This window comes from Stenotrophomonas sp. GbtcB23, assembly GCF_019091045.1.
Lineage (GTDB): Bacteria > Pseudomonadota > Gammaproteobacteria > Xanthomonadales > Xanthomonadaceae > Stenotrophomonas > Stenotrophomonas rhizophila_A.
The window spans coordinates 18,483-44,921 of sequence record NZ_JAGXKC010000031.1 but is presented as its reverse complement, the minus strand read 5'-3'; the positions used below and the strand labels follow the sequence as shown (position 1 = coordinate 44,921).

21 protein-coding genes and 1 pseudogene are annotated in these 26,439 nt (G+C 66.6%); 19 read left to right on the top strand and 3 right to left on the bottom strand.

From position 1 onward, the window contains the following. The first annotated feature begins 58 nt into the window (after positions 1 to 58). Entirely contained in the window at positions 59 to 1,570 is a 1,512-nt protein-coding gene (locus KVS69_RS13380) for a DUF1254 domain-containing protein (RefSeq protein WP_217538497.1), read from the top strand. On the opposite strand, the gene KVS69_RS13375 is transcribed toward KVS69_RS13380, so the two are convergent. Then, positions 1,567 to 2,508: a LysR family transcriptional regulator gene (locus KVS69_RS13375; protein ID WP_217538495.1), complete on the bottom strand. Its 942-nt coding sequence runs from the start codon at positions 2,506 to 2,508 to the stop codon at positions 1,567 to 1,569. The two genes, KVS69_RS13380 and KVS69_RS13375, sit on opposite strands and share 4 nt — an antisense overlap. A gap of 181 nt (positions 2,509 to 2,689) precedes the next feature. Between KVS69_RS13375 and KVS69_RS13370 the strand changes: the two genes are divergently transcribed. The 5 genes from KVS69_RS13370 (at position 2,690) to KVS69_RS13350 (ending at position 10,542) form a co-directional block, all read left to right on the top strand. Continuing rightward, entirely contained in the window at positions 2,690 to 3,418 is a 729-nt protein-coding gene (locus KVS69_RS13370; protein ID WP_217538493.1) for a gluconate 2-dehydrogenase subunit 3 family protein, read from the top strand. Positions 3,419 to 3,421: 3 nt separating this feature from the next. Next, the gene (locus tag KVS69_RS13365) at positions 3,422 to 5,197 is read left to right on the top strand and encodes a GMC family oxidoreductase (RefSeq protein WP_093536449.1); all 1,776 of its coding nucleotides are present in this window, start codon (positions 3,422 to 3,424) and stop codon (positions 5,195 to 5,197) included. Positions 5,198 to 5,207: 10 nt separating this feature from the next. Continuing rightward, on the top strand, positions 5,208 to 6,593 hold the full coding sequence (locus KVS69_RS13360; RefSeq protein WP_217538491.1) for a c-type cytochrome: 1,386 nt from the start codon (positions 5,208 to 5,210) through the stop codon (positions 6,591 to 6,593). A gap of 182 nt (positions 6,594 to 6,775) precedes the next feature. Next, positions 6,776 to 8,341, top strand: coding sequence for an SDR family oxidoreductase (locus KVS69_RS13355; RefSeq protein WP_217538511.1), 1,566 nt, complete (start codon positions 6,776 to 6,778; stop codon positions 8,339 to 8,341). Positions 8,342 to 8,493: 152 nt separating this feature from the next. Then, positions 8,494 to 10,542: a TonB-dependent receptor gene (locus tag KVS69_RS13350; RefSeq protein ID WP_217538489.1), complete on the top strand. Its 2,049-nt coding sequence runs from the start codon at positions 8,494 to 8,496 to the stop codon at positions 10,540 to 10,542. A gap of 4 nt (positions 10,543 to 10,546) precedes the next feature. Here KVS69_RS13350 and KVS69_RS13345 read toward each other — a convergent pair whose 3' ends face one another. Continuing rightward, on the bottom strand, positions 10,547 to 12,592 hold the full coding sequence (locus KVS69_RS13345; protein WP_217538487.1) for a TonB-dependent receptor: 2,046 nt from the start codon (positions 12,590 to 12,592) through the stop codon (positions 10,547 to 10,549). Positions 12,593 to 12,748: 156 nt separating this feature from the next. Between KVS69_RS13345 and KVS69_RS13340 the strand changes: the two genes are divergently transcribed. Then, complete coding sequence (locus KVS69_RS13340) at positions 12,749 to 13,960, top strand: sensor domain-containing diguanylate cyclase (RefSeq protein WP_254622176.1); 1,212 nt, start codon at positions 12,749 to 12,751, stop codon at positions 13,958 to 13,960. Here KVS69_RS13340 and KVS69_RS13335 read toward each other — a convergent pair. After that, entirely contained in the window at positions 13,927 to 14,241 is a 315-nt protein-coding gene (locus KVS69_RS13335; RefSeq protein WP_217538483.1) for a hypothetical protein, read from the bottom strand. The two genes, KVS69_RS13340 and KVS69_RS13335, sit on opposite strands and share 34 nt — an antisense overlap. 150 nt (positions 14,242 to 14,391) lie before the next feature. Here KVS69_RS13335 and KVS69_RS13330 point away from each other — a divergent pair, with 150 nt between their 5' ends. The 12 genes and pseudogenes from KVS69_RS13330 to KVS69_RS13275 all read left to right on the top strand — a co-directional run bounded on the left by KVS69_RS13330 (position 14,392) and on the right by KVS69_RS13275 (position 26,439). Continuing rightward, positions 14,392 to 14,667: a hypothetical protein gene (locus tag KVS69_RS13330; protein WP_217538481.1), complete on the top strand. Its 276-nt coding sequence runs from the start codon at positions 14,392 to 14,394 to the stop codon at positions 14,665 to 14,667. A 104-nt stretch (positions 14,668 to 14,771) separates the two neighbouring features. Continuing rightward, positions 14,772 to 15,920: an SPFH domain-containing protein gene (locus tag KVS69_RS13325; RefSeq protein WP_093536375.1), complete on the top strand. Its 1,149-nt coding sequence runs from the start codon at positions 14,772 to 14,774 to the stop codon at positions 15,918 to 15,920. A gap of 18 nt (positions 15,921 to 15,938) precedes the next feature. Then, positions 15,939 to 17,273 carry a TFIIB-type zinc ribbon-containing protein gene (locus KVS69_RS13320; RefSeq protein WP_217538479.1) on the top strand — a complete coding sequence of 445 codons (1,335 nt, stop codon included), beginning with the start codon at positions 15,939 to 15,941 and terminating at the stop codon, positions 17,271 to 17,273. Further along, the gene (locus KVS69_RS13315; protein WP_093535649.1) at positions 17,270 to 17,521 is read left to right on the top strand and encodes a hypothetical protein; all 252 of its coding nucleotides are present in this window, start codon (positions 17,270 to 17,272) and stop codon (positions 17,519 to 17,521) included. Before KVS69_RS13320 ends, KVS69_RS13315 begins: the two co-directional genes overlap by 4 nt. A gap of 43 nt (positions 17,522 to 17,564) precedes the next feature. After that, positions 17,565 to 17,957 carry a hypothetical protein gene (locus KVS69_RS13310; RefSeq protein ID WP_068852234.1) on the top strand — a complete coding sequence of 131 codons (393 nt, stop codon included), beginning with the start codon at positions 17,565 to 17,567 and terminating at the stop codon, positions 17,955 to 17,957. 75 nt (positions 17,958 to 18,032) lie between these two features. Next, entirely contained in the window at positions 18,033 to 19,145 is a 1,113-nt protein-coding gene (locus KVS69_RS13305; RefSeq protein WP_184123448.1) for a DJ-1/PfpI family protein, read from the top strand. 19 nt (positions 19,146 to 19,164) lie between these two features. Next, positions 19,165 to 19,839, top strand: coding sequence for a response regulator transcription factor (locus tag KVS69_RS13300; RefSeq protein ID WP_217538510.1), 675 nt, complete (start codon positions 19,165 to 19,167; stop codon positions 19,837 to 19,839). After that, positions 19,836 to 21,116: a HAMP domain-containing sensor histidine kinase gene (locus KVS69_RS21325; RefSeq protein WP_217538477.1), complete on the top strand. Its 1,281-nt coding sequence runs from the start codon at positions 19,836 to 19,838 to the stop codon at positions 21,114 to 21,116. Before KVS69_RS13300 ends, KVS69_RS21325 begins: the two co-directional genes overlap by 4 nt. Positions 21,117 to 21,347: 231 nt before the next feature. After that, positions 21,348 to 21,863, top strand: a pseudogene (locus tag KVS69_RS13290) ((2Fe-2S)-binding protein); the annotation flags it as partial. Beyond that, positions 21,836 to 22,906: a xanthine dehydrogenase family protein subunit M gene (locus tag KVS69_RS13285; RefSeq protein WP_217538473.1), complete on the top strand. Its 1,071-nt coding sequence runs from the start codon at positions 21,836 to 21,838 to the stop codon at positions 22,904 to 22,906. The pseudogene KVS69_RS13290 and the gene KVS69_RS13285, both read left to right, overlap by 28 nt. Next, entirely contained in the window at positions 22,903 to 25,179 is a 2,277-nt protein-coding gene (locus KVS69_RS13280) for a xanthine dehydrogenase family protein molybdopterin-binding subunit (protein WP_217538472.1), read from the top strand. The genes KVS69_RS13285 and KVS69_RS13280 overlap by 4 nt, the downstream gene beginning before the upstream one ends. 6 nt (positions 25,180 to 25,185) lie before the next feature. After that, positions 25,186 to 26,439, top strand: coding sequence for a molybdopterin molybdotransferase MoeA (locus tag KVS69_RS13275; RefSeq protein ID WP_345776808.1), 1,254 nt, complete (start codon positions 25,186 to 25,188; stop codon positions 26,437 to 26,439).

Genomic DNA, 26,439 nt, shown 5'->3' with positions numbered 1-26,439 from the left:
AGTGCGGATGAGCGCGCCGTCATGCTCTCCGCATCCCTTGCCGCAGGAGGCGAACAATATGGCCATGCCCCGTAACCAGGCTCGCTCACCGTTCATTGCCGGCCTCCGGCTGGCCGCCCTGTTGATCAGCGCGTGCGCGCTGGTCGCCTGCGGCAAGCGTGAACCGGAAAGCGCCGCCCCAACACCCGACCCTGCCTCGGCAGCGCAGCCCGCCGCCCCGGCCGCGGCTGATGCCACCCGCATCAGCGAGCTGCGCGCCACCGCCAAGGATGCCTACATCTGGGGCTACCCGATCGTGGAAGGCTACAAATCCATGTACCAGCAGGCCGTGGATGCCAAGGGTGCGAACTTCCACGCCGGCTTCAACCAGATCGGCAACGTCGCCCAGGTGGCCACCCCGAAGGACACCTCGATCATCACGCCCAACTCGGACACGCCGTATTCGTTCCTGTGGATGGACCTGCGCGCCGAACCGCTGGTCATCAGCGTGCCGGCGATCGATGCCAAACGCTACTTCTCCGTGCAGCTGATCGACCTGTATACCTACAACTTCGCCTACATCAACCGCGCCGCGACCGACGGCAAGGCCAGCGTGTTCATGGTCGCCGGGCCGGACTGGAAGGGCGAGACACCCAAGGGCGTGCGCGAGGTGTTCCGCGCCGAAACCCAGCTGGCCTATGGCCTGTTCCGCACCCAGTTGTTTTCGCCGTCGGACCTGGACAACGTCAAGCGCCTGCAGGCGCAGTACAAGGTGCAGCCGCTGAGCGCGTTCCTTGGCACGCCGGCACCGCCGCCGGCCCCGCCGATCACCTTCCCGCCGTATGACCCGGAACAGGCCAATGGCCTGGGCTTCTTCTCCTACCTCAACTTCCTGCTGCAGTTCGCGCCCACCGTGGACAGCGAAGCCGCGCTTCGCCAACGGTTCGCGGGAATCGGCATTGAGGCCGGCAAGCCCTTCGATGCAGCCGCCCTGCCGCCGGCCGACCGCGAGGCCATCACCGCAGGCATCGCAGATGCCAACCAGGCACTGGAACAGTTCATCGCCACTGAAATAAACACCGAGAAGGTCTCGAGTGCGGATATGTTCGGCACCCGCGCGGCGCTGAAGGACAACTACCTGTACCGTTTTGCCGGCGCCAAGCTGGGCATCTACGGCAACTCCGCTTCAGAGGCCGACTACCAGAGTTACTTCGTGGATGCGCAGGGCAGGCCCGCCGATGGAAGCCAGCACGACTACGTGCTGCGCTTCGCCAAGGACCAGCTGCCGCCGACCAACGCGTTCTGGTCGGTCACCCTGTATGACGGCAAGAGCAAGCTGCTGGTGGACAACCCGCTGGACCGCTACCTGATCAACTCGGCCATGCTGCCCACGCTCAAGCGGGATGCCGATGGCGGCCTGACCCTGTACATCCAGCAGGCGTCGCCCGGCAAGGACAAGGAATCCAACTGGCTGCCGGCGCCGGCCGGACCGTTCTACGTCATCCTGCGCAACTACAGCCCTGGCCAGGCCGTGCTGGACCGCAGCTGGCAGAAACCGGCATTGACGCCGGTTGAGCGCAAGGCCGATTAACTCCCGGTCAGTGCAATGGCGGGCATCGTCCGGTTGGCATGCCGCCAGCCGGCCGACTGCTGCAGCTGCTGCACCATGTGGCCAAGGAATGCACGGACCCGGGGTGCAACCTGCTTCCCGGGGGCGTACACGGCACTCAACGGTGAAGTCGCCAGCGCGCAGTTGGGCAGCACTTCTTTCAGGCGCCCCGCGTCGAGGTCATCGGCCACGTCCCAGATCGATTTGCGGGCGATGCCGGCGCCCTGCACCGCCAGGATCTGCGCCGCCTCGCCATCGTCGCAGAGCGTACTGGCGTCCAATGGAAACGCGATGGTGCCGCCGGGCTGCGCGAACACCCATTGCGATACCGGCGGGCTGCCCGAAGCGATCAGATCGTGGCCGTGCAGGTCGTCGATGCTCGACGGCGTGCCACGCCGTTGCAGGTAGTCCGGTGAGGCGCAGAGGATGCGCCGGTTCGGCGCCAGCTCGCGCGCCACCAGGCGGGAATCGTCCAGCGCGCCATAGCGCAGCGCCAGCTCCACGCCTTCGCCGACCAGGTCCACCAGCTCATCGCGCAGCGACAGGTGCACGCGCACCCCGGGATGCGCCTGCTGGAAGCTGCGCACCGCCGGCACCACATGACGGCGTCCGAATCCATTGGGCGCGGTGAGCTTGAGCACGCCGGCCACCACGTCCTGGCGCTGCTCCAGCGCCGCCTCGGCCGCTTCCACCGCATCCAGCACGCGGCGGCAGTGCAGGTGGAACAGGCTGCCCTCATCGGTGAGCGAGGCGCGTCGCGTGCTGCGGTTCAACAGCCGCACCTGCACGCGACGCTCCAGTGCGGTGAGCCGCTTGCTGACCACGGCTAGCGAGATGCCCAGGTCGCGCGCGGCGGCGGACAGGCTGCCGCCATGCACGATGCGGTCGAAGGTGCGCAGCTCGTTGAGGTCGTCGATCACGCCGATGTTTCCAGTTTGGCAAGAGTTCCTTTCCCATATTGCCATTACGGAAACAGTCGCACATCCACACAATGGTCGCATTCATGCCAGCCGCGGAAGGGCCGGCCGCATTCGGCGAGCACGCTGCCGCGACAGGACCCGCGCCATGCTCAGCCACAGCCACCCGCCAGGTAGCCACACAATGAAAGATGATGCCGACCAGAACCGGCCGACGCTGACCCGTCGCCGCTTCTTCCAGGGCCTTACCCTGCTCCCCGTCGCCGCCGCCCTGCCCGGCTGCGCCCCCGGCACCCCCACCGGGACCGGCACCCCGGCTACCCCGGCCGCCAAGGACTACACCCCCGAATTCTTCAACGCGGCCGAGTGGGCGTTCATCACCGCCGCCTGCGACCGCTTGATCCCCTCCGATGAAACCGGCCCCGGCGCGGTGGAATCGGGCGTACCCGAGTTCCTCGACCGCCACATGCAGACCCCCTACGCGGCCGGCGCCATCTGGTACATGCAGGGCCCCTTCCTGGAAGCGCCCAGCGAGTTCGGCTACCAGGGCAAGCTGGCCCTGCGTGACATCCTGAAGGTCGGCATTGATGCCTTCGATGCGCACTGCCGCAGCCAGTTCGATGGCAAGACCTTCGCCCAGCTGAGCCACGAACAGCAGGAAACCCTGCTCAAGGCGGCCGAGGGCGGCAAGCTGGAGCTGGAGGCGATCTCCAGCAAGCTGTTCTTCTCCAACCTGTTGGGCGAAGTGAAGAACGGCTACTTCGCCGATCCCAAGTACGGCGCAAACAAGGATATGGCCGCCTGGAAGATGATCGGTTACCCAGGCATGCGCGCGGACTACATAGACTGGATCAGCGTCCGCGACAAGGCCTACCCCCTGCCGCCGGTGGATCTGTCCGGGCGGAGGGGCTGAGGCATGGCAATCACGAAACCGAAAGTGGATGCGGTCATCGTCGGCATGGGCTGGACCGGAGCGATCCTGGCCAAGGAACTTACCGACGCCGGCCTGCACGTGGTGGCGCTGGAACGTGGCGGCGACCGCGATACCCAGCCTGATTTCGCCTACCCGAAGGTGGTGGACGAGCTGGAAGGCTCGGTGCACCGCAAGTACCTGCAGAGCCTGAACCAGGAAACGGTGACGGTGCGGCACACCTTGGCCGATACCGCCGTGCCCTACCGGCAGATGGGCTCGTTCAAGCCGGGCACCGGCGTGGGCGGCGCGGGCAGCCACTGGTCCGGCGCGCACTTCCGGCCGCTGCCGGAAGACCTGATCCTGCGCACCAACGTGGAAGAGCGCTACGGCAAGAACTTCATCCCGGCGGACATGACCATCCAGGATTTCCCGGTCACCTATGCCGAACTGGAGCCGCATCTGAACATGTTCGAGCTGGTGTGCGGCACCTCCGGCAAGGCCGGCGTGATCAACGGCGTGGTGCAGGAAGGCGGCAATCCGTTCGAAGGCTCACGCTCGGGCGAGTATCCGCTCGGCCCGAACCCGAACTACCTCGGCGGCGAGCAGTTCTACAAGGCGGCCAAGGAAATGGGCTGGCACCCCTACCCGATTCCGGCTTCCAATGCCTCCGGGCCGTATGTGAACCCGTACGGCTGCCAGCTGGGCCCGTGCAATGCGTGTGGTTTCTGCAGCGACTACGGCTGCCTCAACTACTCCAAGGCCAGCCCGAACGCCTGCATCCTGCCGGTGCTCCGCCAGCGCCCGAAGTTCGAGCTGCGCACGCATTCGCAGGTGCTGCGGGTGAACCTGGACAGCACCAAGGCCAAGGCTACCGGCGTGACCTACCTGGATGCGCAGGGCCGTGAAGTGGAGCAGCCGGCCGATATGGTGCTGCTGTGCGCCTTCCAGCTCTATAACGTGCACCTGATGCTGGTCTCCGGCATCGGTGAAGCCTACGATCCGCAGACCAACACCGGCACCGTGGGGCGCAACTACTCCTACCAGAACCTCAACCGGGTGGTGCTGTTCTTCGACAAGGACGTGCAGGCCAACGGCTTCATCGGCATCGGGGGCGCGGGTACCACCATGGACGACCTCAACGGCAACCAGCTGGACAACGCCAAGGCCGGCTTCGTCGGTGGCGGCCTGGTCTGGGCGCGGCAGCCCGGCGCCGGCCCGGTGCGCGGCATCAACGTGCCCTCCGGCACGCCGAACTGGGGTGCGGCGTGGAAGAAGGCGGCGGCCGACAACTTCCGTCACAACTTCTATTACGAGGTGCAGGGTGCGTGCATGTCCTACCGGCAGCACTACCTGAGCCTGGACCCGAACTACAAGGACTCCTTCGGCCGCCCGCTGCTGCGCATGACCTTCGATTGGCACCCCAACGAGATCAAGGCATCGCAGTTCTTCGTGGACCAGGCCATGCAGATGAGCCGCACGCTCAATCCGCTGTCGATGAGTGGTGACGCCAAGAAGAACGGCGAGCACTACAACATCACCAAGTACCAGAGCACGCACACCTGCGGCGGCGCGATCATGGGCGCAGACCCGAAGACCTCGGCGTTGAACCGCTACCTGCAGAGCTGGGACGTGCCGAATGTGTTCGTGATCGGCGCCAACGCCTTCCCGCAGAACAACGGCTACAACCCCACCGGACTGGTGGGCGGGCTGGCGTACTGGGCGGCCAAGGCCATCCGCGAGAAGTACCTGCCCGATCCGGGCCCCCTGGTCCAGGCTTGAGGAGGCGCGCATGAAAAAGCTTCTTCTCTGGATCGTGGTGATCGGCCTGGTCGTGCTGCTGGCCGCGCTGGCCTATGCCTACATTCCCACCAAAACCCGGGTACTGGCAGACGGGCCGACCGCCGATGCGGCGCTGATCGAGCGCGGGCGCTACCTGGCCGCGGCCGGTGACTGCACCGCCTGCCACACCAAGCCGGGCGGCAAGCCGTTCGCCGGTGGGCTGCCGGTGGCCTCGCCGCTGGGCAACATCTACAGCACCAACATCACCCCGGACAAGGAAACCGGCATCGGCGCGTACTCGCTGGACGACTTCGACCGCGCGGTGCGGCACGGCATCGCCCCCGACGGCCGCACGCTGTACCCGGCCATGCCGTACCCCTCCTACGCGCGCATTACCGATGACGATGTACGGGCGCTGCACGCCTACTTCCTGCACGGCGATATCGCGCCGGTACATCAGGAAAACCGGGGCGTGGACATCACCTGGCCGCTGTCGATGCGCTGGCCGCTGGCGATCTGGCGCAAGACCTTCGCGCCGGACGCGGAAGCGATGGCATTTGATCCGAGCCACTACAGCGACCCGCAGCTGGCACGCGGTGCCTACCTGGTACAGGGCCTGGGCCATTGCGGCAGCTGCCACACGCCGCGTGGCTTCGCGCTGCAGGAAAAGGCATTGGACGAATCGGGCACGGCCTATCTCTCCGGCGGCCAGGTGATTGACGGCTGGAACGCGGTGAACCTGCGCGGCAACGCGGCCGATGGCCTGGGCCGTTGGTCCGAGCAGGACATCGTGGACACCCTGCGCACCGCCCGCAATGCGCACAGCGCGGTGGTGGGCACGCCGATGGCCGACGTGGTCCGGCACAGCACGCAGAAGCTCACCGACGAGGACCTGAAGGCGATCGCCGTGTACCTGAAGCAGTTGCCGGCCAGTGCGCATGATCCTTCTGCGTACACCGCCAGCGATGCCACCGCGCGCAAGCTGCAGACCGGCATCAACGACAGCCGCGGCGCCGAGCTGTTCGTCGACAACTGCGCGGCGTGCCACCGGACCGATGCCAAGGGCTACACGGATGTGTTCCCGGCCATCGCCGGCAACCCGACCGTGCTGGCCGATGACCCGACCTCGGTGATCCGCCTGCTGCTGGCCGGCAGCGAACTGCCCTCCACCGCCGTGCGTCCGTCCAACCTGGGCATGCCCGGGTTCGCCGAGCGCCTGTCGGACACCGAGATCGCGCAGCTGGCGACCTTCATCCGCCAGGACTTCGGCAACAAGGCCGGCGCGGTGACCGCTGACCAGGCAAAAAAGGTCCGCCAGCACCTGCAGGACGAGGCCAAGGCGGCCAAGGACGCGCACGATCCCACTGCGGCCCGTGGCGGCGAAGACGCGGAATAACCCGGCGGTTCAGGCCCCGCCTGCACGAAACCCCCGGATCGGGGAGAATAGCGGCCCTCCGAGCGCCCCTGCCCTGCAACGGCAGGGGCCGCTCCCCCGCGGTTGACGGCCTTGCCGGCCGCCCTCCCGCCGCTACCTCCGGATCCAACGTGAACGCCATCGCTTCTTCTCCCGCCGACGCCCTGCCCCAGGACGAGCTGCCCCTGACCGACCGCCTGCGCGCCGCGCTGGACCTGCTGGAGGCGATCGAGGCCGACCGCGCCGTGCTGGATACGCTGCCGGAAGAGGACCGCGTGCGTTTCCACCAGGTAGTGGCCAAGGTCTACCACCCCGAACCCAAGGCACGCCGGGCGATGCTCAAGCAGCAGGCCAAGGTTCGCCACCAGGAAAAGGTGCGCAAGGCCGAAGCGCTGCTGGAACAGACCGGCATCCGCGCCCTGCGCCGCAAGCCGGTGTTCAGCACGCCGAACTACTTCCCGCCGCACAAGGCCGGCCTGCACGACGCGCACAACGGTGGGAACGCAGAAGCCACGCCCGAGCCGGTGCATTCGCCGGAACTGCGCCACTGCTACGTGTGCAAGCAGAAGTTCACCCAGCTGCACCATTTCTACGACCAGATGTGCCCGGCCTGCGCCGAGCTGAACTTCATCAAGCGCACCGAAACCGCCGACCTGCGCGGCCGCGTGGCGCTGCTCACCGGCGGCCGGGTCAAGATCGGCTACCAGGCGGGCCTGAAGCTGCTGCGCGCCGGCGCCGAACTGATCGTGACCACGCGCTTCCCGCGCGATTCGGCGGCACGTTATGCCGAAGAGCCCGACTTCGCCGAATGGGGCCACCGCCTGCAGGTATACGGCCTGGACCTGCGCCACACCCCCAGCGTGGAAGCGTTCTGCAACGAGCTGCTGGCCACCCGCACGCGGCTGGACTTCATCATCAACAACGCCTGCCAGACCGTGCGTCGCCCGCCGCAGTTCTACGCGCACATGATGGCCGGCGAAACCGCCGCCCTGCACGACCTGCCGGAAACGATCCGCAAGCTGGTGGGCCAGTACGAAGGGCTGCGCAGCCCCGAGATGCTGGGCCTGGGTTCGGATGCCAACGTGCCGTCGCTGCAGGAGCAGGCGCTGGTGGGGGCCGATGGCCTGACCCGCGCCGCCGAACTCTCGCAGGTGCCGTTGCTGGCCGACGAACTGCTGGGCCAGCAGCACCTGTTCCCCGAAGGCCGGCTGGACCAGGACCTGCAGCAGGTCGACCTGCGTGGGCGCAATTCGTGGCGCCTGCTGATGGCCGAAGTGCCGTCGGTGGAACTGCTGGAAACGCAGCTGGTCAACGCCATCGCCCCCTTCATCATCAACGCGCGCCTGAAGCCGCTGATGCTGCGTTCGCCCGAGCGCGACAAGCACATCGTCAACGTGTCGGCGATGGAGGGGCAGTTCTACCGCAACTTCAAGACCACCCGCCACCCGCACACCAACATGGCCAAGGCCGCGTTGAACATGATGACGCGCACCTCGGCGGCCGATTACCAGAACGATGGCATCCACATGAATTCCGTGGATACCGGCTGGGTGACCGATGAGGATCCGGCAGAGATCGCCGCGCGCAAGGTGGAGGAAGAACGCTTCCACCCGCCGCTGGATATCGTTGATGGCGCCGCGCGGATCGTCGACCCGATCATCCACGGCTTCAACACGGGTGAGCACGTGTGGGGCCAGTTCCTGAAGGATTACGCGCCCACCGATTGGTGAGGCGCGCAAAGGCGCCGGCAGGATGCTGGCGCCTTCATGTCGCAATGTATCTGATGCGAATGATTCGTGATACGATTGTTAAAGTTGTTTGAACAACGCACACGGACGTCCCAGCCATCGCCAGCGGACCCTCTTACTCAGGAGTTTGCTCGATGCACGTTTCCTCCCCCCGTTCCGCTCACGCCGCCGCCGTTCTGGCCGCCGCGATCACCCTCGCGCTCTCCCCCCAGGCCCATGCGGCCGCTGATGCCGCGGGCGACGCCAAAAACATGGACACGGTAGTGGTCACCGCCACCGGTGCCCAGCAGTGGATCAAGGACGCCCCGGCCAGCATCAGCGTGATCACCCGCCAGGAAATCGAGCGCAAGCCGGTGACCAGCATCGGCCAACTGCTCAGCACGGTGCCGGGCGTGACCGGTGGCTACGCGCTGTCTGGTGCGCAATCGAAGATCCGCCTGCGTGGCCTGCCCGAGCAGTACACGCTGATCCTCATCGACGGCCGCCGCCAGGGCAATTCCTCCGGCGTGAACTATCGCGATGACCTGGGCCCGCAGGATCTGAACTGGCTGTCACCGGACATGATCGAACGCATCGAAGTGGTGCGTGGCCCGATGTCGTCGCTGTACGGCTCCGACGCCATGGGCGGGGTGATCAACATCATCACCCGCAAGATCGCTCCGGAATGGGGTGGCTCGGTCACCTTCAACTACAGCAAGCCCGATTCGTCCACGCGCGGCAACACCACCCAGATGGGCGCGCTGTTCAGCGGCCCGCTCACGGAAAACCTGGGCCTGCGCATCGGCGCCAACGTGACCGATCGCGAATCCGATCGTGGCCGTGGCCAGACCCCGGGCACCAAGGCCGAGAACGCCAACGCGCTGCTCAACTGGGCGATCAACGGCGACCACACCATGGGCTTCGAAGCCGTCCATGGCGTGCAGCGCAACAGTGGGGGTGGCGATGTCGGCGCATGGGGCCTGTCCAAGCTGGTGCACACCGGTTACGTGGTAACCCATGACGGCCGCTATGGCGATGCCAGCACCTCGAAATCCACCCTGACCCAGAACGATTACGAGGACAAGGGCAGCCAGGTGGGCAACCACGCCAAGGAAACCGTGTTCGATAGCGCCTTCGCCACCGGCTTCCACCTGGGCTTCGAGCACCGCTTGAACGTGGGTGGCCAGTGGAAGCGCGAAGAACTGCAGAACACCGACACCATCGGCACCGTGCCCGTGACCTGGAGCGGCAGCGGACGGATCAGCCCGACCAACGAGGCCGATTCGTGGGCGCTGTTCGCCGAAGACCACATCACCCTGCATGAGCGCTTCACGCTCACCCTGGGCCTGCGCTGGGACAACACCGAAAACTACGACGACAACCTGAGCCCGCGCATCTACGGCGTGTGGCACCCGTCCGATGACTGGACCGTGCGCGGTGGCGTATCGCAGGGCTTCCGTGCGCCGAACCTGAAGCAGGGCAGCGCCGGTGCCGCCACCCAGTCCGGCGGCAACGGCTGCCGCAGCCTCACCGTCGAAGGCTGGACCAACCGCTCGGTCAGCGCCGATGGCACCACCGGCTGCTACATGGCCGGCAACCCGAATCTGGAACCGGAAACCAGCACCAACTACGAGCTGGGCGTCGGCTTCGACCGCGGCGGCTGGTCGGCCTCGGCCACTTACTTCCTCACCGATTTCGACGACAAGATCGAGCAGGTGCCGCTGCGTGAGATTGCCGGCTACGACTCCAGCTTCGTCAACGGCTTCTGGTGGACGGTGGCGCAGAACATCCAGAAGGCACGCACCCGCGGCGTGGAAGCCAGCGTCACCGTGCCCCTGCACGAGCGCCTGAGCTGGACCACCAACGCCACCCGAATGCTGGAATCCAAGAACCGCACCACCGGCGCGAACCTGCTGGTGGTGCCGAAGATCACCGCCAACACCTCACTGGACTGGCAGGTGACCGAGGCGTGGTCGTTGAACCTGAGCGCGCAGCACATCGGCGAACAGCTGGTCTCCAGCACCAGCTCCACGTTTGCCAAGGCGTACACCACATGGGACCTGGTGACCGGGTTCAACGTCAACGAGAACCTGACCCTGCGCGCAGGCGTGCTGAACGCCGGCGACGTCTCCACCATCGACGAAGGCAACAACTACGACGGCGGTGCGCGCACCTTCTTCGTCGGCGCTACTGCGCGGTTCTGATCCATCAGAGCTTCATGTTGAAGGCGATATGGAGCGAGCGCCCCGCAGCCGGTGAGAACATCGGCTGCGGTTGCTCCCAGAAGAAGCTGTCGTACCACGCATAGTCGTACTTCCGGTCGGTGGCATTCTTCATCTGCAGATCCACGCTCCAGCGGGGATTGATGTCATAGCGGGCGCTCAGGTCGAGCACGGCGAAACCGCCGTACTTGCCGGCCACATTGCGCTCTTCGAGGTAGTAATCGCCCTGCGCCCTGCCCTGCAGCCCAAACTGCAGTGCTTCGGTAGCCTGGTAATCCAGGCCGATGTTGCTGATGTAACGCGGGGTGGCGGCCACTTCGCGACCGTCCAGCGACACGCTGGCATCGCGACCATCGCGCTCGATCTTGGCCTCCTGGTACGCGTGGGACGCCCATACCGTCCACTTCTCGCCTACCTGCGCGCTGATCTGCGCATCCAGGCCACGGCGGCGGGTCTTGCCCAGGGTCACGGTGGTGCCGGTGGCGGGCATGTTGGAGACCTCGTTGGCCGCATCCTGCTGCCATACCGCGATGCGCGCCTGGCTGCCGGCGAACGGGCTGAACTTCATGCCCAGCTCCATGCCGGTGTTGGTGGACGGGTTCATGGCGCCCTGCCCCGGCGTGAGGTAAGCCGGCGCGGTGGAGCCGGTCAGCACCTGGAAGGTCCGGCCCCAGTTGGCGTAGACGTTGGTGCTGTCAGTGAGGGCATAGACCACGCTCAGCTTGGGCTGCTCGATGGTGCCGTAGCGCTGCAGCGGGCCGGTGATGCCGCCCGGCAACTGGGTATCTCCGTCAAAACGGTCCACCCGGTAGGCCGGCACGATCTTCAGCGCCTCGATGGGCTGGTAGATCGCCTGCACATACGCGCCGTAGTTGTCGAAGGTGTGGCGGTCGTTGTTCTGCACGCGTGCGGGGGTGGCGCTGAAGTCGGTGGGCTCGGCGTAGCTGAAACGCTCGCGGATGTAGCCGTTGTCCTGGTGCTCGACATTTACCCCGCCTTCCAGCGTAAGCGTGGCGCCGGGCTGCCAGGTCAGCGTGGTGAGCATGCCGGTCTGCTTTTCGTCCCACACACGGCGCTGGCGCGGCGCATTGCCGGTGCGCAGGTCGCTGAAGGTTACCCGGCGGTCATCTTCGTAGCGGTTGTAGTAGAGCCTGCTGCCCAGGAACAGGGTGTCGGCCAGCTTGAGGTCCATGTGCACGCCGATCTGGCGCATGTCGCGGTCGTCGCCATCGTTGGCGTTGCGCAGCTGTGAGCCGCGGCGGTCGGTCCGCAGTTCCTCAGCCGTGATGAAGCCCGGTTCATCGGCTTCGTGGTGGTAGGCGCGTGCGGTGAGGCCAATGCGCATGCCGTCGTCCAGGTCACCGTAGAACCACTTGCCGCCGATGGCGTACTTGCGTGAGCTGTCATGGTCACGGTACCCGTCCGACGCCTGGGTGCCGATGAAGTAGTTCTGCGCAAATCCGTTGCTCTCACTGCCGATGGCCAACTGCGCATCGCGGGTGTTGTAGCTGCCGTAGCCGAACCTGCCATCTGTGTAGTTGCCCCCCTGGCGCGTGCCGAAGTTCACGTTGCCGCCAATGTTGTGCAGGCCATAACGCGGGTCGTTGGTGCCACGCACCACTTCGATGAAACTGATTTCCAAAGGGAAGAGCATGTCGATGAAGCGCTGGTTGCCGCTGTTGACGTTGCTGGGCACGCCGTCGATCAGCGTCTTGATCGCATTGAGGTAGCCCTCGCCATTGAAGGCGCGGAAGCTGACCTTGCCCGATTCGGCGCCCTGGCGGGTTTCGGTGAGCTGGATGCCGGGCATCTGGCCGAGCAGTTCCCAGCTGTGCGAGACGTTCTTGTCCTCGATCTGGTCGGCGCCAAGCACGTCCACAGAGGTCAGCACCTGGTGGGCGGTGAGCTGGCCTTCGGTGTGCTGGTGCACATCGACCTTGCCGAGGGTGAGTGCGGAGTCAGACGACTGGGCGCGGGATTCGGGGGCAAAAACGACGGCGGCGACGGCCGTCACCAAGGCAAGGCGTTTCATTTAGAGGAGGGCGTCACAGATCTGGAGGGGAGGCCTGATGCCGGCCTGGGCGCGTAGTGTGACACTATAACATTACATCCTGGTAATTCTGCAGCAGCTTCACCAACCGCTTCCGGCCCGGTCCCTACGATGGCGGCAGATGCTGCGGAGGAACCCATGACCGAACGTGCACGCCTGCACCAGGAGTTGCTGAGAAGCCAAGCCTTCCTGGAGCAGACCAATACACTGGCCAAGGTGGGCGGCTGGGAGCTGGCGCTGGACACCAATACGCTGTCCTGGACCCGTGAGACCCATTTGATCCATGGCGTACCCGAGGACTTCGATCCGAATGTGGGTGCCGCCCTGTCTTTCTACCCGCAACCGGGCCAAGAGCAGCTGGAGGCAGCGATCGCCGCATGCGCCGCCGATGGCTCGCCCATCGACCTGACGCTTCGCGCCATCACCGCTGCGGGCGAACGCAGCTGGTTGCATATCGTCGGAAAGCGCGTTGAGGACGCGACCGGCGCACGCTTGATCGGCGCCATCCAGGACGTCACGGAACAACGCTCCGCCGTCGATGCACTGGCGCAGAGCGAAGCGCGTTACCGCCGGCTGTTCCAGCACAGCCTGGGCCTGATCTGCACGCACACGCTGTCCGGGGAGATCACGTCCGTGAATCCTGCAGCCTCGCTGTCGCTGGGCCGCCCGGAAGCCGAACTGTTGGGTCGTTCGCTGGCAGAGATCATTCCGCTGGAACGCCAGGATCAGCTCCAGTACTACCTGCAACGCGTCGCGGAGAACCAGAGCGACTCCGGCCTGATGGAGCTGGTGGCAGACGATGGCTCACGCCGTTACTGGGCGTACCACAACGTGCTCGATACCGAAGCTGACCCGCCGTACGTGCTGGGCCACGCGCAGGACATCACCACCCAGCACCTGCAGGAGCGCCAGCTGCTGGAGATGGCGATCCGCGATCCGCTGACCCGCTCGTTCAACCGGCGCTACCTGGCCGAACTCGCGCAGCAGCAACTGGAAGCGTGGGGCTGCCTGGTGTTCGACCTGGACCACTTCAAGGAAATCAACGACACCCAGGGGCATGCGCACGGCGACTCGGTACTGGTCGAGTTCGTGGCGTTCCTTTCCAGCCCGCTGGAAGAAAACGAGGTGGTGGTACGGCTGGGCGGCGATGAGTTCCTGGTGTTCGTACCCGGCGCCAGGATGGAGCGGCTGCAGGTGCTGGAAGAAACCTACCAGGCGCGCGCCCACCTCGCACCGGTCCGCTTCTCAGGCGGCTGCGCCATCAGCCGCCCCTCCGAAACCGTAGCCGATACGATCAACCGCGCCGACATGAAGCTCTATGAGCGCCGCCGCCGCGAGCGACCGGAGTGAAACAGCCCCACAACCAGGACCGCAACCCACAGCGCCAGCCATGCAGGCAATACCCACCCATCAAATATCTCTTCGCGCGGGATGACCGAGATACGGAAGCCGATCCACGCCAGGACGACGACCAGCAGCGGCGCCACCACCGTTCCGCGCCATGCAAAGAACGCGGCCGCCGGCAACGAGATGATCGGGAAGAACACGCCGCCACCGAACGGCGCGGCTCCAACCATCGCGAAGAATGCCGCCGCCAGCACCAGCAACCACGCCATCACCTTGATAAGCATCCTGCATCACCCCTTCCGTCCAGTACCGACCACGAAGCCTTAACCTGCCTTGCTTATCCTAGCAGCGCGCTGCAGGCACAACGCCCGGCGCATCAATCGTTCCGCTCGGCTTGATCGAGGGAAGCAATCGAACACTGCAAAGGAGTCGCAATGAAGAAGCTGCACGCTGCCATTCTTGCCGGATGCCTGCTGGGCATGAGTTCCCTCGCCTTCGCGGAGGTCGCCAACCTGACCAACAGCGCCGACGGCGCCAACCGCGACGCGGGCATCGCCGCGGTCAAGAAGAAGCTGCAGGACGCCTGCACCGAGCGCAAGGGCACGCCGGATGCGGCCTCCTTTGAGGTGGTTTTCGAGAAGACCAGCGAGAACCCGAACGTGCCCAAGCCGTACTATGTGGACGGTAAGATGAAGTGCGACCTGCCGTAAGGCCTCCACTGCCGGAAACGCCCATCCCCGGACCATGCCCCGCTGCTATAGTCCCTCCATCGTGACGGGCACCCCGCCCGTCGTTGGATCTCAGGGAGCGGGTCATGGGTCTCATCCAGGCAGTGAAAGGTGCAGTGGGCGGCGTGCTGGCCGACCAGTGGAAGGACTTCTACACCGTGCCGGCCGGCCTGCCGGCCACCGCGGCGCTGTTCGCGGCCGTGCCGCAGGGCACCAATGCCGGTCGTGGCTCCAATACCAGCGGCTCGTCCAACATCATCACCAACGGCTCCAGGATCGTGGTCCCGGAAGGCTACGGCCTGCTGTTGTTCCAGGACGGGGCCATCACCGGCTTCGTCGCCGAACCGGGTGGCTATGAGTGGCGGTCGGATGACCTCAACTCGCAGTCGATCTTCGCCGGCGACGGCATCGTCACCCCGCTCATCAAGCAGAGCTGGGAGCGCTTCAAGTTCGGCGGCCAGCCGGGCGGCCAGCAGGCGGCATTCTTCGTCTCGCTGAAGGAACTGCCCGACAACCGCTTTGGCACCCAGTCGGAGATCTACTGGGACGACGGCTTCCTCAACACCCAGGTAGGCGCGGTTACCCGTGGCTCGTACACGCTGAAGATTGTCGACCCGATCCTGTTCGTGAAGAATTTCGTGCCGGCCAGCTACCTGCAGCCGGGCAAGGTATTCGACTTCACCGACCTGGACAACGCGGCGGCCAGCCAGCTGTTCAATGAAGTCGTTGGCTCGCTCGCGCCGGCTTTCAGCCTGTATACCAACGACCCGGGCAAGGGCAACCGCATCACCAAGCTGCAGCAGGATTCGTTGGGCTTTGCCCAGAGCCTGTCGGCGGCGGTTGAGCAGGGCTACCAGTGGAAGTCCGACCGTGGCCTGGCCATCGTCAAGACCGCCATCGTTTCCATCGAATACGACGCCAACACCCGCGAACTGCTCAAGACGGTGCAGCGCGCCGATGCGCTCTCGGGTGGGCGTGGCAATTCCAACCTGCAGGCCAGCGTGGCCCAGGGCATCCAGTCGGCCGGTGAGAATGGCGGCGCGGCGGGCCTGGTCGGTGTGGGCATGGCGACCGGCATGTTCGGCGCCGGCGCGATGCAGCAGCCGGTCGCCCCGGCAGCCCCGGCGGCCGATGACCCGGTGGCCAAGCTGCAGAAGGCCAAGGAGATGCTGGACCTCGGCCTGATCACCCAGGACGACTACAACGCGCTCAAGGCCAAGGCACTGGGTCTGTAAGGCGGACACACGATAACCATGTCCGACCCCCGAACCCCGCCCCCGCTACCCGGGGGCCCGCCGCCGTTGCCGAACGCCGTAACCGGCCCTGGCTCGCCGCGCGATGTGCCGCCGCTGCCGGGCAGCTTCCCGCTTGACCCGGCCACCCTGCCCGACCCGATCCGCGCCGAGATCGAGGCGCCCGACCCGGTCGCACTCGACACCCGTGCCGAAGAGCTCAAGGACGGCCTGAACCGCTGTCCCAAGTGCGGCTCCACCGATGTGCGCCTGAAGCTGGGCACCGATGTGCTGGTCTGCCAGTTCTGCCGGAACGAATGGCATGGCGCGCTGGTCGAGCAGGAGTTCGGGCTGGGCGAAGGCCTGGACCAGCTGCGCGGCACCATCATCGCGTCGGGCGCGCGCGACATCGAGGCCGGCACCGCCAGCCTGATGAGCTTCAAGTGCACCGGCTGCGGCGCCGAAGTGACCATCAACACCGAAACCACCATGACCGCGCGCTGCCACTGGTGCCGCCATGTGTTCGGGGTCAACGAGCAGGTCGCCAACGGTGCGGTGCCCGATGCTGTGCTGCCCTTCCGCATCACGAAAGACGATGCAGTGGCGCGCATCCGCCAGTTCGTGGACAAGCGCCGGCTGTTCGCGCTGAAGGCCTTCAAGGACCAGTTCACGCCCGAGAACGTGGTGGGTGTCTACATGCCCTACATGATCGTGGACAGCAATGTCAGCGCCAGCGTGTCCGGCAAGGGTGAAATCAAGACCCGCCAGTACACCCGCGGCGAAGGTGACAAGAAGAAGACCTACTACGACGCCGATGTATACCAGGTGGACCGTGCGGTGGACTTCACCGTGGATGACCTGCCGCTGGAATCGTCGGCCGAGCGCGGCAACCTGGATACCAAGGCCAACACCAACAACATCATCAATGCGATCCTGCCGTTCGACACCAAGAATGCGCTGAAGTGGAACGCGTCGTACCTGCTGGGCTTCTCGTCCGAGAAGCGCAACCTGGACGTCGAGAAGATGAAGCCTCGGCTGGAAGACCAGCTACTGTCCATCGCCCGCGCGCAGGTGGAAGGTTCGGTGCGCCGCTACGACCGTGGCGTGCGCTGGGAGCAGGAACGCGTGGACCTGCACGGCTCGCGCTGGGTCTCCATGTACCTGCCGGTGTGGCTGTATTCGTACCACCAGCCCGGCCGCAACGGCGGCATGCTGCATTACATCGCGGTCAACGGGCGTACCGGTGAAACCATGGGCAGCGTGCCGGTGCAGCAGTGGAAGCTGCTGCTGGCCGCGCTCACCACCGGCACCATCGTTGAAGCCATCACCCTCTGGTTCCTGGTAGCTGCCTCATGAGCGATGACAGTGGTCTCTGGTTGCTGCTGGCGGGTCCCGCCAGCGCAACCGCCTTGTACTGGGGCCTGTACCGGTACTACCGCAACACCGACAAGTCGCATGCGTTCGAGCGTGAGACCACGGTGGAGGCCAAACCGGTGACCGGCTCGGACCGGCAGGTGGATACCATCACCGGCACGCAGGAAACGCGGATCCGTGGCGACAACGTGCGCGAGTACCGCAAGCGGGTCGTGCGCAACAGCGGGTGAGGTAGAATGCCGCCACTTTCTACCCTTCAGATTATGGATAGCCATGAAGAAGCTTGCCTTCCTTGCCCTGCTGCTCACCTCGCTGAGCCTTCTCACCGCCTGCGCCCGTGGCGGCGACAAGGCCGCCGAGACGAACGACCCGAAGGTCGGTGACCTGTATGCAGCGGTGCTTTCGGAGTTTGCCGAGTTCCAGCAGCCGGGCGAGAAGGCCTACGGCCTGCTGAAGGTCATCAAGGTCGAGCCGGACACCGTCACCGTGGTCACCGACAGCAGCGCCTGGGATGACGAAATGTCGGCCAAGCGCGAGCTGCGTGGCGACCTCAAGGAGGTCGTGTGGGATATGGACGATGAAATCGTGGTGGCCCGGTCGGAGCTGGCGGAGATGCACCGCAAGGAAATCATCTTTGCCGTGCGCCATGGCGACAGCGCCAACTGACGCGACAACCGTGACTTGAAGTCTGCTTGAAGGGCGCGGTGCATGCTCCCGATCACCATCCGATCTGGAGTTGCCATGCACCGCTTCCTTCCTGCCCTGCTGCTGGGCGCCGCCCTGCTGTTCCCGCCCGCCGCACTGGCGGCCGACAAGGTCCTGATCGTCCTCAGTGGCGAGGGCCGCGATGCCGGCAAGACCCGGCCCGGGTATGAATTCGACGAGCTCTCGCAGGCCTGGCTGGTCTTCAAGGCCAACGGGCTGGCGGTCGAGGTGGCCAGCCCCCAGGGTGGCCCGGTCGAGCCCGACAAATACAATCCCGACGAACCGTTCAACGCACAGCTGCTGGCCGATGGCGCTGCCATGGCGCAGCTTGCCGCCACCCGGCCCATCGCCGGGCTGCGTGCCAGCGATTACCGCGCGGTCTATGTGGTGGGCGGCAAAGGGGCCATGTTCGACCTGCCCCGCTCGCAGCCACTGCAGCAGTTGATCGGCGCCGCATGGGCCAACGGCGCGGTGATCGCGGCGGTGTGCCACGGGCCTGCCGCACTGGCCGAGGTGCGGCTTGCGGACGGCAGCCCGTTGGTCGCAGGCCGGCAGCTGACCGGCTTCACCAACGAGGAGGAAGCTCTGTTCGGCAAGAAATGGGCGAAGGAATTCCCGTGGCTGCTGGAGGACGCGCTTCGCCAACGCGGCGGTGAGTGGAGCGAAGCGCCGCTGATGATGCCGCACGTGGTCGTCGATGGGCGCCTGGTCACGGGCCAGAACCCCTACTCCACCGTCGGCGTGGCCGAGGCGATAGTACGCGGGCTGGGGCGGACCCCGGTGGCACGTACGCCCGGGCGCGACGAGCGTTCCATGGCGCTGGTCGAGCGCCTGCGCGGCGGTGATGCGGCCGGTGCGGCCCGCACGCTGAAGCAGGATCCTGCGTCCTACCACGTCGAGCTGATCGGCATGCTGGGCTTCTACCAGGCGAAGGCGGCGGATGTGGACCTCGCGGCACTGCGCCCTGCATTGCAGACCATGGAGCTGGCCATGCCTTACATGGCCGAGCCGCAGCTGAAACTGGGCATCGCCGAGGCGCACCTGCGGTTGGGCGACCGCAGCCGGGCACGGACACTGGTGCTGGAGGTACTGGACGCCTCGCCCGGCATGCAACAGGCTGGTGACCTGCTGAAACGGATCGACAGCTGACATGACAACCTGCCCTGCCCTGCGCGTACTGGTGATCGAGGACAACCCGGCGCTGCGCGCCAACCTCGAGCTGCTGTTCGCCGGCCAGGGCATCGACAGCCGCTTCGCCGCCGATGGCCTTTCCGGGCTGCAGGAGGCACTGGCCGAGCCGCCCGATGTGCTGGTGCTGGACCTGGGCCTTCCCGGCCTGGATGGCATGCGCGTGTGCGAGCAGCTGCGCGCGCGCAGCGACCGGCACGTGCCGGTGTTGATGCTGACCGCGCGTGATGCGTTGGAGGACAAGCTGGCCGGGTTCCGAAGTGGTGCCGATGACTACCTGGTCAAGCCGTTTGCCGGTGCCGAACTGGTGGCGCGGTGTGTGGCCCTGTCGCAGCGCCACCGCGCAGGCACCCCGCACCTGCTGACGGTTGGCACCCTCAGCATTGACCGGCGCAGCAACCTGGTGCAGCGACACGGCCAGACACTGGTGCTCCACCACACCGCCCTGCAGCTCCTGCTGCTCCTGGCCGAAGCATGGCCACGGACGCTGACCCGAAGCGAGCTTGTCGAGCGGTTGTGGGGCGCCAGCCCGCCCGAGTCCGATCCGCTGCGCACGCACCTGTACACCCTGCGGCAGGTGCTCGACAAACCGTTCCCGGTGCCCCTGCTCAAGACCGTGCATGGCGTGGGCTTCCGCCTGGAGGCGGACACGTGAGCGCCGCACCGCGTCCGCGTCGTCGCCTCCGCCGCCGCCTGATGCTGGCCTTCTCCGGCTTCGCGCTGCTGGTGGCGGTGCTGTACGGCTTCTACGTGGTGCTGTTCGTCTATCTGGTCGAGGACGAGATGTTCAATGGGCTCCTGGAGCAGGAAGCCAAGGTGCAGCTGCATCATCACGCCAGCCAGGGGGGATGGGCGCGACCGGCATTGCCGGGCATGTCGGTGCATGAGACTGCTGCAAGCCTGCCCGAAGGGCTCGGCGCGCGGTTGGTTGAGGAACCCTGGCGCCGGGAGTTCGCCGGTGACCAAGGTCGCCACTATCATCTGCGGCGGCTGGAGCCAACGGATGCGTGGCTGGTGGCGGAGGTGAGCCAGCAGTTGGTGGTGCGGCCGATGCGGGGTGGCATCCTGCAATGGTTGGGCTGGTCGAGCCTTGGCGTGCTAGGGATCGCCCTGCTGCTGGGCGCATGGCTGGCTCGACGGATGACCGCGCCGCTGTCACGGCTTTCCGACGTGGTCGCCGGCGCCAGTCCCACGCATCTGCCGACCGGGTTCGCCGAGAGCCTTCCCGACGATGAAGTTGGCGCACTGGCCCGCACGCTGCAGGAGCTGCTGGTACGCATCGAGGCCTTCGTGGACCGCGAACGCGAGTTCACGCGGGATGCCAGTCATGAACTGCGCACGCCGCTGGCTGTCATCCGCAGTGCGTGCGAGCGCATGCAGGCCCGTGCCGATCTGGACCCTGCGCTCCACCTGCAGCTCGGCCACATGAACCAATCGGTGCTGCAACTGGAACACACCATCAGCGCACTGCTGATGTTGGCCCGCGAACAGCATCTGCAGGAAGCCGCCGAATCTATCACCCTGCTGCCACTGATCGAGCGGGTGATCGTGGACCAGACCGGCCTTCTTGGCGATCGCCCGGTGCACCTGGCGCTGGACGTGGCGGGCGATGCAAAGGCCTGCCTGCCGCCCACCGCGCTTCGTGTCATCCTGTCCAACCTGATCGGCAATGCCTTCGCGCACACGCTGAAGGGAGAGGTAAGCATTACGGTGGAAGCGGGCTGGCTGCAGATCACCAACCCGGGTGCCGGCATCGATGCGGACGCCCTGCAGCCCTTCACCAAAGGCGCGGCAAGCAGCGGTTACGGCCTTGGGCTGTCGATTGTCCATCGCCTGTGCGAACGCCACCGGATCGACCTTCGATTCAACCCCGACAGGACCCGCACCATGGTGTCCATCCGGCTCGATCCTGCTGCACGCACGTGCACTTGAGAACGCTTGTCAGCCCAATACCGATCGTTCAGCCCATCGGATGGCTCAGTAAGTCTACGTGAGGGCAGCCAACTGCATCTTCGCGTGTACTGCACTGCGCCTCCACCCCCGTTGGACGCGGCATGGCGCACGGTGGGACGCATCGCCCCAGCCGGAACTGCCATGAGCGAGTCTGTCGCCCCCCTGCTTGCCGCCACTCCCCCACGCCCTGCCCCCCGACCGCGCGTGCTGTACCCGCTCAGCCTGACCATCAATGGGGCCCCGCATGCGCTTCAGGTCGAATCCTCGGCAAGCCTGCTTGACCTGTTGCGTGAACGCCTTCAGCTGACCGGCACCAAGAAGGGCTGTGACCACGGGCAGTGTGGCGCGTGCACCGTGCTGGTGGATGGGCGGCGAATCAACAGCTGCCTCACCCTGGCGGTGATGCAGGATGGCGCACAGGTGCAGACCATCGAAGGTCTCGCCGACGGCGACGACCTGCATCCGCTGCAGCAGGCCTTCATCGCCTGCGACGCGCTGCAATGCGGGTACTGCACGCCGGGGCAGATCTGCTCGGCGCAGGGCTTGATCAACGAAGGCAAGGCGTGCAGCCGCGACCAGGTGCGCGAGCTGATGAGCGGCAACGTCTGCCGCTGCGGCGCCTACCCACAGATCACCGACGCGGTGATGTCCGTGCTGGGGACCGAACAACCACTGGCGGCCGAATCCCCGGCGTCTGAATGGGTTCCGGGCACGGTGCCCGCATGATTCCCGCCACCTACCAGCGACCCGATTCGATCGCATACGCCCTGCAGGCCCTGGCCGGCTCCTTGGGAAGCAACGATACCCGGCCCATCGCAGGCGGCACCAACCTGCTGGACCTGATGAAGCTGCAGCTGGTCACTCCGGGCGCACTCATCGACGTGAACCGGCTCCCGCTGGACCGGATCGAGGCGCGCGAGGACGGCGGCCTGCGTCTTGGCGCGACGGCGCGCAACGCCGACACGGCCTGGCACCCGCTGGTCGAGCGCGACTACCCGTTGCTGTCCGCCGCCATGCTTGCAGCGGCATCGCCGCAGATCCGCAACATGGCCAGCAACGGTGGCAACCTGCTGCAGCGCACACGCTGCACCTACTTCTATGACCGGGCCACGCCCTGCAACAAGCGCGAGCCGGGCAGCGGCTGCTCCGCCATCGGCGGGTTGACCCGCCACCACGCCATCCTGGGCGCGAGCGAGCACTGCATCGCCACCCATCCGTCTGACATGTGCGTGGCGCTGGCCGCCCTGGACGCAGTGGTGCACGTAGCCAGCGTGCGCGGCGAGCGCGAGATTCCGTTCGCCGATTTCCATCGCCTGCCGGGGGACACGCCCGACGTCGACACCTCGCTCGCCGCCGATGAACTGATCCTCCGCATCGAGCTGCCACCGGCCACGCGCTTTGCCGCCCACAGCGCGTATCTGAAGGTTCGCGAGCGCCTGTCCTATGCATTCGCGCTGGTCTCGGTCGCGGCCGCACTGGATATCGCGCCGGATGGCACCATCCGCGCGGCGCGCCTGGCCTTGGGCAGCGTGGCGCACAAGCCGTGGCGGGTAGCTGCCGCCGAAGCGGTACTGGAAGGCGCGAAACCTGGACCCGAGCCCTTCGCTGCCGCCGCCGAGGCACTTGTGCAGGGCGCGGTGTCGCAGGGCCAGAACGCCTTCAAGATCCCGCTGGCCCGCCGCACGGTGATCCGCGCGCTCGAAACCGCCGCACGCGGCACCGTCGACAACCAGGGCAGCTCGCGCCCCCAACCGGAGACGCCGGCATGAATCTTCCCAACCCGCTCCATCCGCCGGTGGCCCCGGCAGGTACCGGACACGTGCCCACCGGCACCGGTACGCCCCGCATCGACGGGCGTGCGAAAGTCAGCGGCCAGGCGCGCTATGCCGCCGAGTGGCCTGCACCGGACCTGGTATACGGCGTGGCGGTCAACAGCACCATCGCGAAGGGGCGCATTCTGGGCTTCAGCCTGGATGCCGCCGAGGCGGTCCCCGGCGTGCTGCGCATTCTCACCCACGACAACCGCCCGCGGATGCGCAGCGCAGGTCTGTTCTACAAGGACATGACCGCGCCCGCTGGCAGCCCGTTCCGCCCCCTGTACGACGCCACCGTGCTGTACAGCGGCCAGCCGGTCGCGCTGGTACTGGCCGAGACGTTTGAAGCCGCCCGCGAGGCTGCCGAACGCGTGGAAGTGCACTACGAGGTCGACGAGCACGACACCAACCTGGTGGCCGCCATGGCCCGGGCACGCCCACCGAAGAAGCTGAAGGCAGGCTTTTCGGCCCCGCCCAAGGACAAGGGCCAGCCCGACGACGCATTCACGCAGGCGCCCTTCCAGGTCACCGCCGATTTCTACCACGGCGTGGAACACCACAACCCGATGGAGCTGTTCGCCAGCACGGTGATCCGCGGCGACGACGGACACTTGACCATCTACGACAAGACCCAGGGGTCGCAGAACAGCCGGTGGTACGTATCGCATGTGTTCGGCCTGCCCAAGCGGAAAGTGACGGTGCGCAACCCGTATGTGGGTGGCGCTTTCGGGGCGGGGCTGCGCCCGCAGTATCAGCTGCCGCTGGCCGTGATGGGCTCGCTGGCGCTGGAGAGATCGGTGCGGGTGGTGCTGACCCGGCAGCAGATGTTCACCTTCGGCCACCGCGCCGAGACCGTGCAACGGGTGAAGCTGGGCGCGGACGCCGACGGCACCCTGCGCTCGATCTGGCACGAAGCCGTGGGCGAAACCTCGCGCATCGAGGATTACGTGGAAGTGGTGGTGAACTGGAGCGGCCAGTTGTACACCTGCGACAACGTGCACCTGGGCTACAAAGTGGTGGACCTGGACCAGTACACCCCCATCGACATGCGCGCTCCCGGTGCGGCACACGGCGTACATGCGCTGGAAGTGGCGATGGACGAGCTCGCTGCAGGCCTCGGCATGGACCCGCTGGCACTGCGCCTGAAGAACTATGCCGAGGTCAACCCGGCCGACGGCAAGCCCTATTCGAGCAAGGCGCTGCGTGAATGCTATGAGCAGGGTGCAGCCCGCTTCGGCTGGGCCGACCGCCCGCAGCAGCCGCGTTCGCGCCGCGAAGGCAATGAGTGGGTCGGCTGGGGCATGGCTACCGGTCAATGGGATGCCATGCAGATGTTCGCCCGCGCGCGCGCCGTGCTGCACGCCGACGGACGGCTGGTGGTAAGCAGCGCCGCCAGCGACATCGGCACCGGCACCTACACCGTGATGAGCATGATCGCCGCCGAGGCGTTGGGACTTCCGCTGGAGCAGGTGAGTTTCCAGCTGGGCGATTCGACGCTGCCGGTGGCCCCAATCGAAGGGGGCTCGTCGCACGTAAGCACCGTCGGCTCGGCGGTGGAAGGCGCCTGCACCAAACTACGCCGCCGGTTGCTGGCCCTGGCGCGGCTGGCGCCGGGAACCGCGTTCGCGCGCGCCCGTCTGCAGGATGTGGTGTTCCGCGATGGCAGCCTGGCGCTGCGCGACGACCCGGCCAGCGCGGTGCCGCTGACCGCGCTGCTGGCCAGCGCTGAGCGCGCCAGCGTCGAGGCCAGCTACCTGCTGCTGCCCAACCTGCTGGAACAACGGAAGTTCACCCGCGCCACCCACAGCGCCGTGTTCGTCGAGGTGCGGGTCGACGAAGACCTGGGCACCGTGCGGGTGATGCGGGTGGTCAGTGCGATTGCCGCCGGGCGCATCCTCAACCCGACCACGGCACGCAGCCAGATCATCGGCGGCGTGGTCTGGGGCATCGGCGCGGCCCTGCACGAGCACACCGAGGCCGACCATCGGTTCGGCCGCTTCATGAACCGGGATTTCGCCCAGTACCACGTGTCGGTCAACGCCGACATCCACGACGTGGACGTGCTGTTCGTCGAGGAGGATGACCGCGTGGTCAGCAGCCTGGGCGCAAAGGGCGTGGGCGAAATCGGCCTGGTGGGGGTATCGGCCGCGATCAGCAATGCGATTTTCCACGCCACCGGCAAGCGCATCCGCAGCACCCCGATCACCCCGGACAAGGTGATGCGCTGACGTGAAATGGCGATCACGCCGGAATCGCCAGACTGGGCCATCCCCCGCCACCCACACACACTGATGAGGCCGTTGATCAGCGTAGAGGAAGCCGATGCCGTGCTTCGTTCCAGCACCCCCGACGTTGTCACCGAACAGATCGCCCTGCCGGATGCGGTCGGCCGTGTGCTGGCACAGCCGGTGGTAGCTGAAGGCGCGCAGCCGCCGTTCGACCGGGTCATGATGGATGGCGTGGCCACGCGCTGGCAGCCGGTGATGCCCACCGCGCTCCGCGTTGTCGGTGCGCAGATGGCCGGCATGCACGGCCAGGTGCTGGAAGATGCCGGCAGCTGCATCGAGGTTTCCACCGGTGCCGTCCTGCCCGAGGGGTGCGACTGCATCGTGCCGATCGAACAGCTGGAGCGCGCCGCTGGCGGCTATGCGCTGCGCGCCACCGCCGTGCCGGTCGCCGGCCGGTTCATTCACCGCCGTGGCAGCGATTGCGCCGCCGGCACGCCGGTGCTGGCGCCGGGCATCCCCATAGGACCGCCCCAGATGGCGCTGCTGGCGGCCAACGGCGTGGCCCGGGTCACCGTGGCGCGGTTGCCGAAGGTGGCCATCGTCGCGACCGGCGATGAACTGGTGGACGTGGACGCAGCGCTGCCGCCCGGACGCATCCGTCGTTCCAACGACCTGGCCTTGATGGCCGCGCTGAAGGCGGCCGGCCTCGGCCGCGCCTCCCTGCACCACCTCGCCGACGATCCCACCCTGCTTGCCGAGGCGCTGGGCCGGCTGCTGGCGTCGCACGACACGCTGGTGCTGTCCGGCGGCGTTTCCATGGGACAGCGCGATTACCTGCCCGACACGCTGGAGGCGCTGGGCGTGCATTGCCACTTCCACGGCATCGCACAACGGCCGGGCAAGCCCATGTGGTTCGGCGTGGGGCCGCAAGGACAGCGGGTCTTCGCGCTGCCGGGCAATCCGGTTTCGTCGCTGGTCTGCCTGATCCGCTACGTGCGCCCGGCGCTGCTGGCGGGCATGGGCGCTGCGCCCGCTGCACCGGAGCAGGTGTCCCTCGCCACCGCCCTGCCCGCTTTTGCACTGGCCCAGTTCATTCCGGTCCATCTGCGCGACGATGGCGCCGGCAATGCGGTGGCCGAGCCCGTGGCCTCGCGCAACTCCGGTGACTTCACGGCGTTGGCCGGCACTGCCGGCGTGCTGGAGCTGGTTGCCGGCAGCGCGGGCCAGGCAGGCCAGCCATTGCGGCTGCACCGGTGGTGA

What these genes read in the sequence shown, in the direction of transcription:
- KVS69_RS13310 (WP_068852234.1), top strand. Translation starts at nt 17,565, where the DNA reads ATGAAGAAGCTTGCCTTCCTTGCCCTGCTGCTCACCTCGCTGAGCCTT.
- KVS69_RS13315 (WP_093535649.1), top strand. Translation starts at nt 17,270, where the DNA reads ATGAGCGATGACAGTGGTCTCTGGTTGCTGCTGGCGGGTCCCGCCAGC.
- KVS69_RS13345 (WP_217538487.1), bottom strand. Translation starts at nt 12,592, where the DNA reads ATGAAACGCCTTGCCTTGGTGACGGCCGTCGCCGCCGTCGTTTTTGCC.
- KVS69_RS13275 (WP_345776808.1), top strand. Translation starts at nt 25,186, where the DNA reads ATGGCGATCACGCCGGAATCGCCAGACTGGGCCATCCCCCGCCACCCA.
- KVS69_RS13360 (WP_217538491.1), top strand. Translation starts at nt 5,208, where the DNA reads ATGAAAAAGCTTCTTCTCTGGATCGTGGTGATCGGCCTGGTCGTGCTG.
- KVS69_RS13340 (WP_254622176.1), top strand. Translation starts at nt 12,749, where the DNA reads ATGACCGAACGTGCACGCCTGCACCAGGAGTTGCTGAGAAGCCAAGCC.
- KVS69_RS13320 (WP_217538479.1), top strand. Translation starts at nt 15,939, where the DNA reads ATGTCCGACCCCCGAACCCCGCCCCCGCTACCCGGGGGCCCGCCGCCG.
- KVS69_RS13305 (WP_184123448.1), top strand. Translation starts at nt 18,033, where the DNA reads ATGCACCGCTTCCTTCCTGCCCTGCTGCTGGGCGCCGCCCTGCTGTTC.
- KVS69_RS13330 (WP_217538481.1), top strand. Translation starts at nt 14,392, where the DNA reads ATGAAGAAGCTGCACGCTGCCATTCTTGCCGGATGCCTGCTGGGCATG.
- KVS69_RS13365 (WP_093536449.1), top strand. Translation starts at nt 3,422, where the DNA reads ATGGCAATCACGAAACCGAAAGTGGATGCGGTCATCGTCGGCATGGGC.
- KVS69_RS13285 (WP_217538473.1), top strand. Translation starts at nt 21,836, where the DNA reads ATGGGTTCCGGGCACGGTGCCCGCATGATTCCCGCCACCTACCAGCGA.
- KVS69_RS13350 (WP_217538489.1), top strand. Translation starts at nt 8,494, where the DNA reads ATGCACGTTTCCTCCCCCCGTTCCGCTCACGCCGCCGCCGTTCTGGCC.
- KVS69_RS13335 (WP_217538483.1), bottom strand. Translation starts at nt 14,241, where the DNA reads ATGCTTATCAAGGTGATGGCGTGGTTGCTGGTGCTGGCGGCGGCATTC.
- KVS69_RS13370 (WP_217538493.1), top strand. Translation starts at nt 2,690, where the DNA reads ATGAAAGATGATGCCGACCAGAACCGGCCGACGCTGACCCGTCGCCGC.
- KVS69_RS13325 (WP_093536375.1), top strand. Translation starts at nt 14,772, where the DNA reads ATGGGTCTCATCCAGGCAGTGAAAGGTGCAGTGGGCGGCGTGCTGGCC.
- KVS69_RS13380 (WP_217538497.1), top strand. Translation starts at nt 59, where the DNA reads ATGGCCATGCCCCGTAACCAGGCTCGCTCACCGTTCATTGCCGGCCTC.
- KVS69_RS13280 (WP_217538472.1), top strand. Translation starts at nt 22,903, where the DNA reads ATGAATCTTCCCAACCCGCTCCATCCGCCGGTGGCCCCGGCAGGTACC.